This is a genomic window from Amphritea japonica ATCC BAA-1530 (assembly GCF_016592435.1).
In the GTDB taxonomy this organism is placed as follows: Bacteria; Pseudomonadota; Gammaproteobacteria; order Pseudomonadales; family Balneatricaceae; genus Amphritea; species Amphritea japonica.
On the sequence record NZ_AP014545.1, the window covers coordinates 1029581 to 1044443 of the forward strand.

General features: G+C 48.7%; 11 protein-coding genes. All 11 read left to right on the top strand.

Annotated features, from left to right (window positions below; genetic code table 11):
• Positions 1–8: 8 nt before the first annotated feature.
• The 11 genes from murD to argJ all read left to right on the top strand — a co-directional run bounded on the left by murD (position 9) and on the right by argJ (position 14855).
• Positions 9–1361: a UDP-N-acetylmuramoyl-L-alanine--D-glutamate ligase gene (murD, locus tag AMJAP_RS04730; RefSeq protein WP_019621922.1), complete on the top strand. Its 1353-nt coding sequence runs from the start codon at positions 9–11 to the stop codon at positions 1359–1361.
• Positions 1358–2566: a putative lipid II flippase FtsW gene (gene ftsW, locus AMJAP_RS04735; protein WP_019621923.1), complete on the top strand. Its 1209-nt coding sequence runs from the start codon at positions 1358–1360 to the stop codon at positions 2564–2566. Before murD ends, ftsW begins: the two co-directional genes overlap by 4 nt.
• Entirely contained in the window at positions 2559–3668 is a 1110-nt protein-coding gene (gene murG / locus AMJAP_RS04740; RefSeq protein ID WP_019621924.1) for an undecaprenyldiphospho-muramoylpentapeptide beta-N-acetylglucosaminyltransferase, read from the top strand. Before ftsW ends, murG begins: the two co-directional genes overlap by 8 nt.
• A 38-nt stretch (positions 3669–3706) precedes the next feature.
• Complete coding sequence (gene murC / locus AMJAP_RS04745; RefSeq protein WP_156815216.1) at positions 3707–5113, top strand: UDP-N-acetylmuramate--L-alanine ligase; 1407 nt, start codon at positions 3707–3709, stop codon at positions 5111–5113.
• Entirely contained in the window at positions 5113–6057 is a 945-nt protein-coding gene (locus tag AMJAP_RS04750; protein WP_019621926.1) for a D-alanine--D-alanine ligase, read from the top strand. Before murC ends, AMJAP_RS04750 begins: the two co-directional genes overlap by 1 nt.
• Before the next feature lie 3 nt (positions 6058–6060).
• The gene (locus AMJAP_RS04755; protein ID WP_019621927.1) at positions 6061–6957 is read left to right on the top strand and encodes a cell division protein FtsQ/DivIB; all 897 of its coding nucleotides are present in this window, start codon (positions 6061–6063) and stop codon (positions 6955–6957) included.
• Positions 6958–6967: 10 nt separating this feature from the next.
• Positions 6968–8209 (top strand): cell division protein FtsA, encoded by a 1242-nt coding sequence (gene ftsA / locus AMJAP_RS04760; RefSeq protein WP_019621928.1) that lies wholly within the window; start codon positions 6968–6970, stop codon positions 8207–8209.
• A 123-nt stretch (positions 8210–8332) separates the two neighbouring features.
• The gene (gene ftsZ / locus AMJAP_RS04765) at positions 8333–9529 is read left to right on the top strand and encodes a cell division protein FtsZ (protein ID WP_019621929.1); all 1197 of its coding nucleotides are present in this window, start codon (positions 8333–8335) and stop codon (positions 9527–9529) included.
• A 119-nt stretch (positions 9530–9648) separates the two neighbouring features.
• Positions 9649–10563 carry a UDP-3-O-acyl-N-acetylglucosamine deacetylase gene (gene lpxC, locus AMJAP_RS04770; protein WP_019621930.1) on the top strand — a complete coding sequence of 305 codons (915 nt, stop codon included), beginning with the start codon at positions 9649–9651 and terminating at the stop codon, positions 10561–10563.
• 189 nt (positions 10564–10752) lie between these two features.
• Complete coding sequence (secA, locus tag AMJAP_RS04775) at positions 10753–13488, top strand: preprotein translocase subunit SecA (protein ID WP_026340136.1); 2736 nt, start codon at positions 10753–10755, stop codon at positions 13486–13488.
• 149 nt (positions 13489–13637) lie between these two features.
• Positions 13638–14855, top strand: coding sequence for a bifunctional glutamate N-acetyltransferase/amino-acid acetyltransferase ArgJ (gene argJ, locus AMJAP_RS04780; RefSeq protein ID WP_019621932.1), 1218 nt, complete (start codon positions 13638–13640; stop codon positions 14853–14855).
• Positions 14856–14863 lie beyond the last annotated feature (8 nt).

Consider the following 14863-nt stretch of genomic DNA (forward strand, 5'->3'; position numbering starts at 1 on the left):
GAGCTTTTGTGAGCCTGATAGCGACAGATCAACTGCGTATCATTATCGGTCTGGGTCAGACGGGGCTTTCCTGTGCCCGCTACCTGGCGAGCAGGAATCTGCCGTTTATATTGGTCGATACGCGTAAAGTGCCGCCTAATCTGGAACAGATTCAAACAGAATTCCCGAATGCTGAGCTACATTGTGGCGAGTTAAACGAAACATTGTTATGTCAGGCTACTGAGATTTTATTGAGTCCCGGCGTGGCGAAAGATCAACCCGCGATACAAGCAGCCGTTACTGCGGGCGTTAAGCTGAGTGGTGATATTGATCTGTTTTGTCAGGCAGTGTCTGCGCCGATTGTCGCTATCTCAGGTTCTAATGCTAAAAGTACCGTCACGACACTGGTGGGGCAAATGGCGTTGGATGCCGGTATTGATACCGGTATTGGCGGCAACCTGGGGACGCCCGTACTGGATATGTTGAGTGCCGGTGAGCAGCAGCTTTATGTGCTGGAACTGTCGAGTTTTCAGCTTGAGACAGTAAATGACTTGCGAGCGACGGTTGCCACGGTATTGAATGTCAGCCCTGATCACCTTGATAGATATAACAACAGTCTGCAGCTTTATTATCAGGCCAAGCACCGAATTTTCAAAGGTGCTGGCCGGGTTGTGATTAACCGGGATGACCCGCTGACGTCACCACTGGTCAGTACCGGCGTGAAAGTTACTAGCTTTGGGCAGGCTCGCCCCGATTTGAACCAGTTTGGTTTGTTGGAAAAGCAGGGGATAACCTATCTGGCCAAAGGAAATGAGCTACTACTACCAGTTAATGAACTTAAGGTTAGGGGACAGCATAACCTCGTTAATGCGCTTTCTGCCCTGGCGCTGGGTGAAGCGGTAAATATTCCATTGGACTCGATGCTGGAAACCTTGAAAGGGTTTGCTGGTTTAAAGCATCGCTGTCAGTGGGTAGCTGATAAGTATGACGTAGCATTTTTTAATGACAGTAAGGGGACCAATGTCGGTGCTACGGTGGCCGCCATAAATGGTCTGGCTTCCACTTTGTCTGCAGACAGTCGGATCGTATTGATTGCTGGCGGTGTGGGTAAAGGCGCAGATTTCAGCGATCTGAATCAGCCGATGCAAAACAGTGGCAGGGCGCTGGTCTTAATAGGCGAGGACGGTATACAGATTGATCAGGCAGTGAACTGCCTGGATGGGCTTTATGCCGATTCGATGCAGTCGGCAGTTAAGCGTGCAATGAGCTTGGCGAAACCCGGCGATATCGTACTGTTGTCACCGGCTTGTGCCAGCTTTGATATGTTCAGTGGCTTTCCGGCCCGGGGTGATGCATTTATTGAATCTGTGGCGGAGCTATGAGCACCGTTGTCGCTGTTCCAGTGATGGAGAATAAACGACTTTTACCGTTTGATCCCTGGTTTCTGGCGGCAACCATTTGCCTGATTTTAATCGGCTTTGTGATGATTAGTTCTGCCTCAATTGAGGTGGCCGCTGTGCGTAACAGTAATCCATTTTTTTACATGATTCGCCACGGTATTTTTATTTTGATTGGATTGGCCGCCGCTATTGTTGTGTTGAAAATTCCCATTAGCTTCTGGCAGCGTAGCGGCCCCTGGTTGTTGCTGATTGGTTTTTTGTTACTGATATTGGTGTTGATAGTCGGGCGGGAGATTAATGGTTCAGTCCGTTGGATCTCTTTGGGCCCAATCAACCTGCAAGCGTCCGAGGTAGCAAAGTTTGCCATGGTTATTTATCTGGCGGGTTATTTGGTTCGTCGTCTGACCGAGGTACGGAGTAGTTGGAAAGGTATTGCTAAGCCTGCATTGCCTTTGGCCTTTTTTCTATTTTTGTTGATATTAGAGCCAGATTTTGGTGCTGCTGTTGTACTGCTTGGCAGTATTATGGGCATGATTTTTCTGGGCGGTATGAAGTTTAGTCAGTTCGCTATGATTGTCGTCGGCTGTGCAGTAGTTATTCCTTCTCTGGCGATACTCCAGCCTTACCGGGTGGTGCGGTTGAAGACTTTCCTGGACCCCTGGGCTGATCCTTTTGGTTCAGGTTATCAGTTGGCGCAAGCGCAGATTGCTTTTGGTCGTGGAGACTGGTTTGGCACCGGCTTGGGAAATAGTGTGCAGAAGCTGTTCTACCTGCCTGAAGCGCATACGGATTTTGTTTTCTCAGTGTTGGCTGAAGAGATGGGGTTAGTGTTTGCGCTGTTCGTTGTTGGTTTGTTTGGTCTGTTGGCTGTGCGTATGTTCAGAATCGGCCGAAGAGCGGAGAAGCTACAACAGTTTTTCATGGCTTATATCTCTTACGGTTTTGCCATCATGCTAGCGGGCCAGGCGTTGATTAATATTGGTGTAAATGTAGGTGCACTGCCAACGAAGGGGCTAACCCTGCCTCTGGTGAGTTATGGTGGCAGTAGTTTGGTGGTCAGCTGTGTCATGCTGGCGATTGTGATGCGCGTGGATTACGAGTTAAAGCGAATGCAAAGTGAGGCGGTGAATACGCCGGTCAAACCGAATAAAAAAAGAAAGCGTCGTACGGGAGACTCAGATGAGTAGTGCCTCTTTGATGTCTGGAACTACCGTTCTGGTTATGGCTGGTGGTACGGGTGGCCATGTATTTCCAGCCTTGGCGACAGCGGATTGTTTACGCCAGCAGGGTGTCAACGTGGAGTGGTTAGGTACTGCTTCAGGTATTGAAGCTGATGTGGTTCCAGCAGCGGATATTAAATTGCACTGCATTGATGTGAAGGGCCTGCGTGGTAAGGGCAAGTTAAGCCTGCTACTGGCACCCTTTAAGCTGGTACATGCTTTGTACCAGGCGTTTCAAGTGCTGCGTCGGATTAAGCCTGATGCGGTATTGGGAATGGGAGGCTTTGCTTCGGGGCCTGGCGGGCTGGCTGCTTGGTTAACCGGTGTGCCTGTTGTGGTTCATGAACAGAATGCGTATGCAGGGATGACCAATAGAATCCTGTCGCGTATGGCGCGGCGTGTACTTGAAGCTTTTGGTGGCGCATTCAAGGGTAAAGTTGAAACGACAGTTGTCGGTAATCCTGTACGCGGGGATATTCTTGATTTGCCCGCGCCAGAGCAACGGTTTACTGATCGTCAGGGTGCGCTTCGACTGTTGGTTGTCGGAGGTAGTCTTGGGGCAAAAGCGATCAATGAGTTGTTGCCCGTTGTGTTAGCAGGACTGCCTGAGGGTACCCAGTTGGAAGTGCTGCATCAGGTAGGTAAACGAAACTTGGCTGAAACCCAGACCTGCTATCGGAATGCAGGGCTTGAGGGGAATGCCAATCTTCGTGTTGTACCATTTATAGAAAGAATGGATGAGGCTTATGGTTGGGCTGACCTTGTGCTATGCCGGTCAGGTGCTTTGACGGTAAGTGAATTAAGCATAGCCGGGGTGGCTTCTGTGTTAGTGCCTTTCCCCTTTGCGGTAGATGATCATCAGACAGGCAACGCTCGCTATCTGGCTGAAGCCGGTGCCGCGATCCTGATTCAACAAAAAGAGCTTGATCAGGATCGTCTGACAAATATTTTGACAGAGCAGTTGAATAACCGGCAGGTACTTCTTGATATGGCGATAAAAGCCCGTCAGTTAGGACAGCCAGAGGCAAGCCGACGTGTTGCTGATATCTGTCTGGAGGTAATGAAATAGTGACTGAAAATACGACTGCAATTTATGACGTGCCAGAGATGCGCCGAATCCGCCGAATACACTTTGTCGGGATTGGTGGTGTTGGAATGTGCGGTATTGCTGAAGTACTGCTGAACCAGGGGTATCAAATTTCAGGTTCAGATATCAGAACCTCTGCAACCACTGATCGTCTACAGAAGATGGGCGCGGAAATTTTTATCGGTCACTCTTCTGATAATGTGACGGCCGCTAATGTAGTGGTGACTTCTACAGCGGTTAATAATGAGAATCCTGAGGTGAGTGCTGCCCGGGAACGGCGTATACCGATCGTACGCCGGGCTGAGATGCTGGCTGAATTAATGCGATATCGTCATGGTATCGCAGTTGCCGGAACGCATGGTAAGACGACGACCACTAGTTTATTGGCTTCGGTTATGGCTGAAGCAAAATTTGACCCTACTTATGTAATTGGCGGCCGACTAAACAGCGCTGGAACTAATGCCAAGCTGGGTAGTAGTCGTTATCTGGTTGCCGAAGCGGATGAGAGCGATGCATCGTTCCTTCATCTACAGCCTATGGTCGCAATCGTTACCAATATTGATGCCGATCATATGGATACCTACGGCGGTGACTTTGGCAAATTGAAGCAGACTTTCGTTGATTTTCTGCATAATTTACCGTTCTATGGCCTGGCTGTGCTTTGTACCGATGACCCTGTTATTAAGGAGATTATTCCACAGGTTGGCCGCCCGATGGTGACCTATGGTGTAAATGAGGATGCTGACTATCGCGCAGTGAATATTGTTCAGAAAGGCATGGAAACCAGTTTTACTGTTAAACGTCCTGATGGTCGAGCAGACCTGTTGGTGACGGTGAATATGCCTGGCAGACATAACGTGCTGAATGCCCTTGCGACAATTGCGGTAGCGACTGATGAAGGCATTGATGACCTGGCTATTTGCGCCGCTCTGAAGAAGTTTGAGGGTGTGGGTCGACGCTTCCAGGTATTAGGTGACATTCCTGTAGAGGGTGGGGTTGCGATGCTGGTGGACGATTATGGTCATCATCCAACAGAAGTTCAGGCAACTATTCGTGCGGTAAAAGAAGGCTGGCCGGATAAACGTTTGGTCATGATTAATCAACCGCATCGTTATACCCGTACCCGTGATCTGTATGAAGATTTTGTTCAGGTACTCTCTGAGGCGGATGTCTTGCTGTTGATGGAGGTTTATGCCGCAGGAGAATCGCCGATAGCGGGTGCTGATAGTCGTAGTCTGTGTCGCAGTATTCGTCAGCGCGGTAGTGTGGACCCGGTGTTTGTTGAATCAGTTGATGAGGTTCCTGGGGTACTGAAAAACTTGCTGAAGCCAGGTGATTTAGTGCTGACACAGGGGGCTGGCAATATTACAGCCCTGGCACATGAGCTGTCTAAGCTTGATCTGACTGCGGAATCTGAGGCCGAATGATGAATGTTTATAAAATAACGGATCAGGAGCGCAGCCGGTTTGGCCGGGTAGCAGTCCTGTTTGGTGGTTCCTCAGCTGAGCGCAGTATTTCCCTGAAAAGTGGGGCCGAAGTCCTGAGAGGATTGCAGGCTGCCAATGTAGAGGCCTTTGGTCTCGATCTTTGTGGTGATGGAGCAGATCCGCTTCAGCAGTTACAGCAAGCAGATTTTGACCGGGCTTTTTTGATTCTTCATGGCCGTGGCGGAGAAGATGGCACAATCCAGGGTGTTCTGGAAATTATGGGTAAGCCTTATACCGGTAGTGGCGTGATGGCCTCAGCGCTGGGAATGGATAAAGTGAAGTGTAAACAGATTTGGGCTGCCGCTGGTTTTCCTACACCGGTTTACGCTGTTCCGAATGAAGCAGCAGATCTTGATCAGTTGGCCGCTACGCTTGGTTTTCCGATGATTGTTAAGCCGGCACACGAAGGCTCCAGTATCGGGATGAGCAAAGTTGATGATGCTGCCGAATTAGCTCAGGCGATTACTGAGGCGCAACAGTTTGACCGGGCGGTGTTAGTCGAAAGCTGGATTAATGGACCTGAGTTTACTATTGCTGTCCTGGACGGCGTGGCTTTACCTGTTATCCGCTTGGAAACACCCCATGAGTTTTACGATTTTGACGCTAAGTATCAGGCGAACGATACCCAGTACCATTTTGATCACGGTTTGACTTCTGAGCAGGACGCTGAGCTTAAACGTTTGGCTGAACAGGCTTTTGAAATGATCGGTTGCCGTGGTTGGGGACGGGTCGATGTAATGCTGGATGAGCAGCGTGGATTTCAGTTGCTGGAAGTGAATACCCTTCCTGGTATGACCGATCATAGCCTGGTGCCGATGGCGGCAAAGCAGGCAGGGAAAAGCTTTGAGGAATTGGTTGTGACAATTTTACGGGGGAGTCTCTGACCTATGCTGAAAAAACTGCTTGCGTCTGAACGATCTGAACCGGAACAACCCCAGCGGGGAGCTTCGGCGACGGTATATAAGCGAGCAGAAAAAGGCACCGCAGCGGAACAAAAAACTGATTCAGAGAGTGATACGTTCGTCTGGCTTCAAAAATGGAAAGGGATTGATGGTGACTGGTGGCTTAAGCCGGCGACAATCCTTACCTCGCTGGCGGTGTTTATTGCGTTAGCGGATTACAGCTACAGCGTAATGTACAACTGGCTGGATAGGCCAGTGGAAAAAGTTGTGTTTGAAGGTCAGACGCGGCATTTAGACCGTCAACAGCTGGCGGTCAGCTCAGTCGCTTTGATGAATGGCGGATTGCTGAGTGCGGACCTTGAAGCAGTAAAGGAGGGGATTCAGGCTAACCCATGGGTTTATCAGATAGGTGTAACCCGACGTTGGCCGGCGGCTCTTTATCTGCAGGTAGCAGAGGAGGTCCCCGTGGCTCGCTGGGGACGAGATGGCTTATTGAATCATGAAGGTGATATCTTTTGGCCGGAGCAATTATCGAGATATAGCTCTCTTCCATTGCTGACAGGCCCTTCGGGAAATACTGCGATGATGATGTCGGAGTATCACGATCTCAACCAGATGCTGAGAAACGCGGGGCTGCAATTAATGGAATTAAAGCTCGAGGCCAGGGGGGCGTGGACGCTGATTCTGGATAACGATATTCGTGTTGTTGTAGGCAGGGATCAGGTCGTTGCGAGGCTCGAGCGCTTTTTGAAAATCTATCAGCAGCGTTTACAGCCTGAAGCAGATGCGGGTCGGATTGAACAGATTGATATTCGTTATAACAACGGCATTGCCGTGAAGTGGCGCCCTCAGGTGACCACCGAAGAACAACAGAAAGGTTGATACTGTGAATATGGCGATGAAGCCTGGAAATAATATGATCGTAGCACTGGATATAGGCACTTCTAAAGTGGTTTGTCTGGTGGGTGAAGTAGGTCTGGACGGTACGATCGATATCGTTGGTATTGGCTCTCATGAATCGCGAGGATTAAAGCGGGGTGTAGTGGTTAATATAGAATCTACAGTGCACTCGATCCAGCGGGCTGTGGAAGAGGCTGAGTTGATGGCTGGCTGTAAAATTCATTCGGTCACTGTGGGTGTTGCCGGCAGCCATATCAACAGTATGAACTCTCACGGCATCGTCGCTGTACGTGAAGGCGAAGTCATGGAACACGACCTGGAACGGGTGATAGATGCCGCCCGGGCAGTAGCTATTCCGGCAGATCAAAAAATTCTTCACATATTGCCGCAGGAATATGTGATCGATAATCAGGAAGGTATACGTGAACCGCTGGGTATGTCAGGTGTCCGGCTTGAAGCTAAGGTGCATCTGGTAACCGGTGCGGTAAATGCGGTACAGAATATTGAAAAGTGCGTACAGCGTTGTGGCCTGGCGGTGGATAATTCGGTACTGGAACAATTAGCATCTAGTTACTCGGTACTGACGGAAGATGAGAAAGAGTTAGGTGTGTGCATGGTCGATATGGGTGGTGGTACCACCGATATTGCCATTTTCACCGGTGGCGCGATTCGCCATACGGCGGTGATTCCTATTGCTGGTGATCAGGTGACCAATGATATTGCTATGGCGTTGCGTACCCCTACATTGCATGCTGAAGATATCAAAATTAAGTATGCCTGTGCGTTAGCCCAGCTGGCCAGCCCTGAAGATACTATTAAGGTGCCCAGCGTCGGTGATCGCCCGGCCAGAGATCTGTCCCGGCAGGCGCTTGCTGAAGTGGTAGAACCTCGATATGACGAGTTGTTTACTTTGGTTCAGGCAGAATTACGTCGTAGTGGTTTTGAAGATTTAGCGGCAGCGGGCATCGTACTCACCGGAGGAACCGCGAAGATGGAAGGCGCGGTAGAACTGGCGGAAGAGATCTTTCACATGCCGGTACGATTGGCCCTACCAAAAGGGGTGCGGGGCATGGGGGATATTCTCTGTAGCCCGATTTATGCAACCGGCATAGGTCTGTTGCAGTATGCCAAACAGGATAATCAACATTTGGGCGAAGCGGTTGAAGTAGAAAGCAGCGTCGAACGTCCAAGTGTTCTGAACCGGATGAAATCCTGGTTTCAGGGTAACTTTTAACGAAAAAGATAGTTGGGTCTGCGGGCCCTGTGACGGATTTGTTCACAGGATGTGACAGGCAACAAATGAATTGCAACGCAATACAACAGGTGCGGGTTGGGCACTGAACCTGGAGGAAGGGACATGTTTGAATTAGTTAATGATATGGCGCAGAACGCGGTCATCAAGGTGATCGGCGTTGGCGGTGGTGGCGGTAACGCTGTGCAGCACATGGTTTCATCTGAAGTTGGAGGGGTTGAGTTCCTCTGTGCTAATACGGATGCACAGGCACTGAATCACATGGACTCCCGCAATGTATTGCAAATGGGAGGGGAGATTACTAAGGGATTGGGTGCAGGCGCTAATCCTGATATTGGCCGTCAGGCGGCACTGGAAGACCGGGATCAGATTGTTGAAATGCTTAATGGTGCGGATATGGTTTTCATCACTGCAGGCATGGGCGGAGGAACGGGAACAGGTGCTGCGCCAATCGTGGCTGAAGTTGCAAAGGAACTGGGGATTCTTACCGTTGCAGTAGTAACCAAACCTTTCCCATTTGAAGGCCGTAAACGGATGCTGATTGCCGAAGAGGGCATCAAGCAGTTATCTGAACATGTTGATTCGCTGATCATCGTGCCAAACGAGAAACTTCTGCAGGTGCTGGGTAAAAGCTGCACTCTGATGAAGGCGTTTAATGAAGCCAATGATGTGCTGAAGGGTGCAGTACAGGGTATTTCTGACCTGATCATTCGTCCGGGTATGATCAACGTCGATTTCGCCGATGTACGTACGGTGATGTCAGAAATGGGTACCTCAATGATGGGTACGGGTTCCGCTCGGGGTGAAAATCGTGCGATGGAAGCTGCCGAAGCTGCCGTGCGCAGTCCATTGCTGGAAGATGTCGATCTGATGGGGGCTCGCGGTATTCTGGTTAATATCACGGCGGGCCTGGACCTTGGGCTGGGCGAGTTCAGTGATGTAGGTCAGGTGATTGAAGAGTTTGCTTCAGATAATGCAACGGTTGTTGTCGGTACGGTTATCGATCCGGAGATGGTAGACGATATTAAGGTTACTGTGGTCGCGACCGGGTTACAGAAAAATACACCGGAGCAGGGTACTGTTAAGGTCGTGAGTAATACGCGTAAACCTGACGGGGAACTCGACCTGGATAAGCTTGAATTGCCTGCGGTTACACGCCGTAAAGCTGATTATATCAGTGCTGAAAAAAATAGACTCCAGCAGCGGGAACTATCCGTATCTCAGCGGTCTCATAGTGATGAGAAAGGGGATGCAGAAACCTATCTGGATATACCGACATTTTTACGGCGCCAGGCAGATTAAGACTACCGAATTAATCTGCCAGTGTTAAACGGGTTACACTAATCAGTTATTGCTGAAATAGAGTGTAATTTGTTAGTATGGCGGGTTAATACGGCACAAAAAAAACCTTGGCAGGAAATATGATCGGACAACGTACTTTACGGAACAGCATCAAAGCAACTGGAGTCGGGCTTCATACGGGTCAGAAAGTTTATCTGACGCTGAAACCTGCGCCGGTAGATACGGGCATTGTTTTCCGTCGAGTCGATCTGGAACCGACAGTTGATATTCAAGCTTGTGCTAAAAATGTGGGTGATACCACAATGTCGACAAATCTGCAGAAGGGTGATGTGCGGATCTCCACCGTTGAACATTTGCTTTCAGCAATGGCGGGCCTTGGTATTGATAATGCCTATGTTGAGTTGAGCGCTGAAGAAGTGCCAATCATGGATGGCAGCGCGGCTCCTTTTGTCTTCCTGATACAGTCTGCGGGTATTCAGGAACAGGATAGTCCGAAAGAATTTATTCGAATTACCAAGGAAGTAACGGTTCAGATCGAAGATAAAGTGGCGACCTTTAAGCCGTTTAACGGGTTCAAGGTTGGTTTTACAATCGAGTTTGATCACCCTGCTTTCGCTGATCGTAATATGGAAGCGAGTTTAGATTTTTCCAGTACTTCGTTTGTTAAAGAAGTCAGTCGCGCTCGTACCTTTGGCTTTATGCGAGATATTGAATATCTGCGTGCACAGAATCTGGCTCTCGGTGGCAGCATGGATAACGCCATCGTAGTGGATGACTATCGTATTCTTAATGAAGATGGTCTACGGTACGATGATGAGTTTGTTAAACACAAAGTGTTGGACGCTGTAGGTGATCTATATCTATTAGGTAAAAGCCTGATTGGTGAGTTTCATGGTTTTAAATCAGGCCACTATCTGAATAATCTGTTACTACGTAAGTTACTGGAAACAGAAGATGCCTGGGAGGTGGTTACCTTTGATGGCCAGGAACAGTCGGTGCCTATTTCATATCTTCAACCTGTCGTTGTCGGTTGATTAGACTCATTTTCAAATAGCCGGACTATCCAGTCCGGCTTTTTTGTGTTTTTTCTGCCTATTTATACCCACTAAAAAAATATCCCTATTGAGATTCAATTTGGTGCCCCAATAGATGTAGAATGTTGTGTTAATTTAACAGTTTAACCGGCCTCAGCCCGCCGAATCTAACAGGTAAATAATCAGATTATGTTCACTTCGATGTTAAAGAAGGTTTTCGGTAGTAAAAACGATCGCGTACTCAAACAGATGGGTAAGGTCGTTAAACAGATCAATAGCTATGAAAGTGAACTGGAACAACTGTCTGATGCAGACCTGCAAGCGAAGACAGCTGATTTTAAACTTCACTTAGAGCAGGGTGATAGTCTCGAAAAGATTTTGCCTGAAGCCTTTGCTGTCGTTCGTGAAGCTTCTCGTCGGGTGATGGGTATGCGTCACTTTGATGTGCAGATGATAGGTGGTTTGACGCTTCATCAGGGAAAAGTTGCAGAGATGCGCACTGGTGAGGGTAAAACGCTGGTGGCGACCCTGCCAGTCTATCTGAACGCATTGGCGGGCCGCGGTGTTCATGTAGTCACCGTTAACGATTATCTGGCAAGCCGGGATGCTGAATGGATGCGCCCTTTGTATGAATTTCTGGGGCTGAGTGTGGGTGTGGTTCTGTCAGGGCAGGATCCGGAAACCAAGCGGGCCGCTTATCAGTCAGATATTACTTACGGCACGAATAATGAGTTTGGCTTTGACTATCTGCGCGATAATATGGCGTTCAGTGTAGAGGATAAAGTCCAGCGCGATTTCTTCTTCTCGGTTGTGGATGAGGTGGATTCCATCCTGATCGATGAAGCACGTACACCGTTAATTATTTCGGGTGCAGCGGAAGACAGTTCAGAGCTGTATCGCAAGATGAATACCCTGATCCCTGTGTTAGAAAAATACGATGGTGAAATTGATCCCAAGAGCGAAGAAGAAATTGAAGGTGATTTCACCGTAGATGAAAAGAACCGCTCTGTTGAAATGACGGAACGGGGTCATCAGCGTATTGAAGAGATGTTGAGTAAAGAGGGGATTTTGGGTGAGGGTGAAAGCCTCTATGCGCCGCAGAATTTGAGTCTGCTTCATCATGTATTGGCTGCTCTGCGGGCACATAACCTATTTCAGCGCGATGTGGACTATATTGTTCAGGACGGCGCCGTTGTTATCGTTGATGAGCATACCGGTCGAATTATGCCAGGGCGTCGTTGGTCTGAAGGTTTGCATCAGGCGGTAGAAGCCAAAGAAGGCCTGCATATCAATCAGGAAAGCCAGACTCTCGCATCAACGACTTTTCAGAATTATTTCCGTTTGTACGAAAAGTTGTCTGGTATGACCGGAACTGCAGATACTGAAGCGTTCGAGCTTAATCAGATCTATGGTCTGGATGTCATCGTTATCCCTACTAACGTTACCGTTGCCCGAATCGATTATAACGACCTTGTTTTCCTCACGATCGAGGAGAAGTATGAAGCGGTTTTGGAAGAGATTCTCCACTGTGTTGAAGAAAAACGTCCGGTACTGGTGGGTACTGCATCTGTTGAATCTTCAGAGCTGATCTCTGCTTTTCTGACGAAGAAAAATGTCGCCCATAACGTACTTAACGCTAAGAATCACGGTAAAGAAGCGGGTATTATCACCGAAGCGGGTCGTGCCAGTGCTGTAACTATCGCAACAAACATGGCCGGTCGAGGCACCGATATTGTGTTGGGTGGTAAGCTGGAATCCGAGTTAGAAAAGCTGGATAACCCAACTGAAGAGCAAATTGCCGAAGCAACAGCTGAGTGGCAAAAGCGTCATGATGCTGTTCTTGAAGCAGGCGGTCTGCATATTATCGGCACAGAGCGGCACGAATCCCGCCGTATCGATAACCAGCTGCGAGGTCGTGCTGGTCGTCAGGGCGATAACGGTTCTTCCCGTTTCTTCCTGTCGCTGGAAGATGATTTGATGCGGATTTTTGCATCGGACCGGGTGCGCCAGTTTATGAAAGCTCTGGGTATGGAAAAGGGTGAAGCTATCGAACATAAGATGGTTTCTAATGCGATTGAGAAAGCGCAGCGTAAAGTGGAAGGTCGTAACTACGATATCCGTAAGCAGTTGCTTGAATACGATGATGTTGCGAATGACCAGCGTCGAGCGGTATATGATCAGCGTAATGAATTGATGGCAACCAATGATATTTCTGAAACTATCGAAGCGGTGCGTGCAGAAGTGGTTGAGGGTGTCATTAATGACTACATTGCGCCTCAGAGTCTGGATGAACAGTGGGATGTACCAGGACTTGAAAAACAGTTGGAAGCTGAGTTTGGCATAGAGATGCCAGTTCAACAGTGGCTTGATCAGGACGATACACTTCATGAAGAAACGCTGCGTCAGCGTATTCTGAGGGATATCGTCGAAGATTATCAGGCTAAGTCTGCCATTGTTGGTGAAGAAAATATGCGCCTGTTTGAGAAGCAAGTGATGCTTCAGGTGTTGGACACCTTGTGGAAAGAGCACCTCCAGTCAATGGATATGTTACGTCAGGGTATTCATTTACGAGGGTATGCTCAGAAAAACCCTAAGCAGGAGTATAAGCGTGAATCCTTTATTCTGTTTGAGCAGTTGTTGGAAAATATCAAAACGGATGTGGTGAAGATTCTTAGTAATGTTTCAGTTCGCCAGCCTGAAGAGATTGAAGCGATGGAGCAGCAGCGTCGGGAACAGGCCGAGCAACAGCAGATGGACTTTAAACATGAAGAATCGTCAGCAATGGGAAGTGACGAGTCTGATGTTGAAGGCGAGGCCGCTGGCGCTGAGCCGTTTGTGAGAGAAGGTAAGAAGGTCGGACGTAATGATCCTTGCCCTTGTGGTTCAGGCAAAAAATATAAACAGTGCCACGGTAAACTTAGCTGATATTGGTGTTCAGTGATGATCGGAATTGGGCTGACACTGCTTCGGCATCTCATAGAGCAAGTTGAATAGTTTTACCCTTTTCTTGGTATTGATAAGAACCCCGAAAGCAGCGAAGCTGCTTTCTTTTTTTATGATTTAAGGAGCTTGTAATGGCTGTAGGTCCTGGCACACTTCCAACGCTGCATCCGGTTGCTGGTTTTCGTTTAGGTACAACCTCTGCCGGTGTCAAAACGCCAGGACGACAAGATCTGGTCGTGATGAAGATTGCTCCTGGCGCAACAACGGCAGGTGTATTTACCCAAAACCAGTTTTGCGCCGCGCCGGTTCAGATATGTAAATCCCACCTTAAGAAAGCGATGCCTTCATTCTTGGTTGTTAATACCGGCAATGCGAATGCGGGTACCGGAAAAGAAGGTTATCAGGATGCGCTGGATGTCTGCCAATCAGTTGCTGAGCATGCTGGTGTCGCTCTTGATCAAGTGCTTCCTTATTCGACAGGTGTGATCGGTGAGAAGTTGCCTACTGAACGCATTATGCCTGCTGTTCCCGCTGCTTTTAATGCTCTGACTGAAGATGGTTGGCTGGACGCTGCCAATGGTATTACAACAACGGATACTCGTCCTAAAGCTTTTTCACTACAGTTCGATTACCGGGGTGTGCTTATTACACTGACTGGCATCTCTAAAGGTGCCGGTATGATTAAGCCAAATATGGCTACTATGCTGGCTTATGTGGCCACTGATGCAAAGATCGAAGCGCAACTGCTACAGTCGATGCTTAGTCGTTCAGCTGATCTGACTTTTAATCGGGTCACAATTGACGGTGATACCTCGACAAACGACTCTTGCATGTTAATAGCCACTGGTGCCAGTGGTGTTGAGGTGACAGAGACGGATTCTGAGCTGTTTGAAGAGTTTAGTAACGCTCTGGATAAAGTGATGCTGGAATTGGCTCAGGCCATTGTCCGTGACGGTGAAGGCGCGACTAAATTTGTCACGATCTCTGTTGAACAGGCAGCAAACTCTGCTGAAGCACTGAAAACAGCGTACGCAGTTGCTCACTCACCATTGGTTAAGACGGCACTGTTTGCCAGTGACCCTAACTGGGGGCGAATTCTGGCCGCGGTAGGCTATGCTGGTGTGGATAACCTGGACGTAGACGCATTACAGATCTGGCTGGGTGATACCTGTATTGTTGAAAACGGCGGCCGTGCTCAAGGTTATACAGAGTCAGCGGGGCAGGCAGTGATGAGTAGGGAAGATATTACTATTCGTATAATACTTAACCGTGGGAATAAACAGGAAACGGTGTGGACGACTGATCTAAGTAAGGATTATGTTTCTATCAATGCGGATTACCGTTCCTGATAGGGTAT